Source organism: Mesorhizobium sp. M7D.F.Ca.US.004.01.2.1 (genome assembly GCF_003997785.1).
Classification (GTDB): domain Bacteria; phylum Pseudomonadota; class Alphaproteobacteria; order Rhizobiales; family Rhizobiaceae; genus Mesorhizobium; species Mesorhizobium loti.
Map to the genome: position 1 here is coordinate 1 of NZ_RZRQ01000512.1, position 2993 is coordinate 2993.

Here is a 2993-nt window from a genome sequence, read left to right on the forward strand (position 1 = left end):
CCTGCCGACCTTTTTCGGCCTGATCGGCGGCGTCAAGACCATGGGTTTTCTCGGCCTGTTCATCGGCCCGGTGCTGATGGCCCTGCTGGTCGCGATCTGGCGCGAATGGCTACGCGAGGTGGAGCTGACCGACGAAATCGTCCCGGGCTCGCCAGTCGAAATCGAAGCCGGCCCGCAAATCGAGGTCCTGCCGGAACCTGACGTGGCGAAGAAAGCCAGCGCCTGATCTCGAAAGCCGGCCTGCGCTACACCGGATGATGCACCGCAAGGTCGGCACGGCGCTTGCGCCCTTCATGCAGTTGCCACAGCGAATGCGCAATCAGCGTGACGATCAGGATCGCGCCGCCGATCAGGCTGTTGCGCGACGGCGTCTCGGCAAAGATCATCCATACCCAGACCGGCGCCAGAACCGTTTCCAGGAGATAGAACATCGCCACCTCGGGACCTGAGATGTATTTCGGCCCGTTGGCGAGGCAGAAGAACGCTATCGGCATGATGACGGCGCCGTTGAGGATGATCCACCATGGCGCCTCCACCTGAAAGCCGGTCTTCGAAACCATGAAGGCGGCGACGGCAAAAGGCAGCACCACCCCGATCAGCGCGGTGAAGCCCATATCCTTGCCGCTCGCCCGCGAGATGGTGATGGCGCAGGCGACGCACAGGGCCGAGCACAAGGCCATGATGTCGCCGAACAGATATCCGTTGCCGATGGAGTCGCCGACGATGATGGCAATCCCAACGATCATCAATGCCAGCGCCACCAGAGTCAGAGGTCGTGGCCGCTCCTTCAGGAACAGCCAGGAAAGCAGCGCCGAGAACATGGTGGTGAAGGCGAGGATGAAGACGAGGTCGGCGGTCGAGGTGTTGTAGACGGCGGTAATGAAGGCGATCGAGCCAAGCCCGTAGAGCGTTGCTACCGCAAGTCCCAGCCGTCCGGGAACGAGCTGTGGCGCCCTGTCGCTCAACGAGCGCCACACCGTCCAAATGACAAGCCCGGCAAGAACGGTGCAGCCGGTGCGCAGCAGCAAGATCGTCCACGCCTCGCCATGGGCGAGCCGGATCAGCGGGATGTCTACGGTCAGCGTCAGTCCGCCAAATGCGGTGAGCAGAAGTCCTTTGGTGTGAGCATCGTGAGACGACATGCAGCGGCTTTCGCAATGAATTCGGGAGAGGACGGCGGATCGGCGCAATCGCACACTCTCCGCCAACCAGCGGAAAGACCGGCATCATCTCAGTTGAAAATGTTTAGGCCCGGACTTGGGAAAGAGTAATTAGCGTGTGACCGCTTCGTTGGTGTAGCGCTCCCAGCCTTTCGGGCCGAGATGCTCCTGCGGCATGAAGCGCATCTTATAATTCATCTTGCGCGAGCCGTTGACCCAGTAGCCGAGGTAGACATGGGGCAGGCCCATCGCCCTGGCGCGGGCGATGTGGTCGAGGATCATGAACGTGCCGAGCGAACGCTCCTCGAAATCGGGATTGAAGTAGGAATAGACCATCGACAGGCCGTCGGCCATCTTGTCGGTGAGCGCCACCGCGATCAGCTCGCCCTGTCCCTTGCCGGTGATGAAGGTGTCGGGCCCGCGCCGCCGATACTCGATCACCTTGGTGTCGACATGGGTGTCCTCGACCATCATCGCATAGTCGAGCACCGTCATGTCGGACATGCCGCCACGGCGGTGGCGGGCATCGAGGTAGCTGCGGAACAGGGAATATTGTTCGGTCGAGGGCTCGGCATTGTGCATATGGCCGACGAGGTCGGAATTGTGCTGCAACACGCGCTTCATGTTGCGGCTGGCGACGAATTCCTGGGCCAGGATGCGTACCGAAACGCAGGCGCGGCATGTCTCGCATGCCGGCCTGTAGGCGATGTTCTGCGAACGCCGGAAGCCGCCTTGCGTCAACAGGTCGTTCATCTCCGCCGCCTTGTCGCCGACCAGGTGCGTGAACACCTTGCGCTCGAATTGGCCGTCGAGATAGGGACACGGCGACGGCGCGGTCAGGAAGAACTGCGGCGACTGGGTCGGATGCTGCGTCATCGAGCCTTGAAAACACTCCTTCGAATCGCTCTACCTTTGGCGCGGACGGCGAAAAATTCAACAGGATTGTGGAGACGTGGTCGACTCGACGCCTTCATATTTGCGCTCAATCGGTTGCGACTGCTCTTCAGAGGGCCGTTTCAGCGGTCGGTGCGGCTGACGACCGTGCCAAGCAAAAGGTCGTGCAAGGTGCGCTTGCGGTCGGAAAACAGTGTCACCAGCAGGACCAGCGGCGACAGGATGACGTTGCCGGCCCAGAACAGCACCGAATGGACGACCGCGGTGAGGCCGTCGATCGGCCTGCCGTCAAGCCGGTCGAGGCGGATGCCCATCATCTTCATGCCCGTGGTGGCCTGGTCGGTGCTGCCCAGCGTGTTCCAGATATAGAGGATGGCGACGGCCGGCACCAGGACGCCGAACAGCATCCAGCCAAGGCCGAGGGTCAAAAGCCCGAGGAAGAACACCAATATGGCAAACGGAATGGTGAGCAGCGCGACGATGACATAGTCGATCACGAAGGCCAGGATGCGCTTCGTGCGCACGCCGTCATAGGCCCTGACATCGTCAAGCCTGCTGGTGATGATTTCGCCGTCGAGAACGCGCGCGTTCATGTCATTTCCTCGTAACAGGGGCCCTACATAGGGTGCGGGCCGCTCAACAATGAAATGGTGAGGGCCCGTCGCGGAATCAAGATCGGGCTTTTTGCGGCGCACGAACTCAAACAGCGTGAGATGCAATCTGAACCGGTTGAATTTGCGACGCGGATGGCATTAGCTTGCTGCGGCGCAACAAAGCGCTCAGGGGTAGGGGACGGGGCAAGATGGACTACGACATGCTGGTCATCGGCAGCGGCCCTTCCGGTCGCCGTGCCGCGGTGCAGTCGGCCAAGCTCGGCAAATCGGTGCTGGTGGTCGACCGCGGCCGGCGTCTAGGCGGTGTCTCCGTGCATACCGGCAC

Annotated in this window: 4 protein-coding genes and 1 pseudogene; 2 read left to right on the top strand and 3 right to left on the bottom strand. The window is 61.6% G+C overall.

Annotation, left to right across the window (positions count from 1 at the left end; genetic code table 11):
* Positions 1 to 226: pseudogene (locus EN993_RS33930) on the top strand (AI-2E family transporter); the annotation flags it as partial.
* A gap of 19 nt (positions 227 to 245) precedes the next feature.
* Here the strand turns inward: EN993_RS33930 and EN993_RS33935 are convergent.
* The 3 genes from EN993_RS33935 to EN993_RS33945 all read right to left on the bottom strand — a co-directional run bounded on the left by EN993_RS33935 (position 246) and on the right by EN993_RS33945 (position 2647).
* Complete coding sequence (locus EN993_RS33935) at positions 246 to 1142, bottom strand: EamA family transporter (protein WP_109668553.1); 897 nt, start codon at positions 1140 to 1142, stop codon at positions 246 to 248.
* A 129-nt stretch (positions 1143 to 1271) separates the two neighbouring features.
* Positions 1272 to 2036, bottom strand: a complete 765-nt coding sequence (locus tag EN993_RS33940; RefSeq protein ID WP_109668555.1) for an arginyltransferase — start codon at positions 2034 to 2036, stop codon at positions 1272 to 1274.
* Positions 2037 to 2176: 140 nt separating this feature from the next.
* Positions 2177 to 2647 (bottom strand): RDD family protein, encoded by a 471-nt coding sequence (locus EN993_RS33945; RefSeq protein WP_109668557.1) that lies wholly within the window; start codon positions 2645 to 2647, stop codon positions 2177 to 2179.
* 209 nt (positions 2648 to 2856) lie between these two features.
* On the opposite strand from EN993_RS33945, the gene EN993_RS33950 reads away from it, so the two are divergent.
* Positions 2857 to 2993: FAD-dependent oxidoreductase (locus tag EN993_RS33950; RefSeq protein WP_127266063.1), on the top strand; the 137-nt coding region annotated here is incomplete at its 3' end.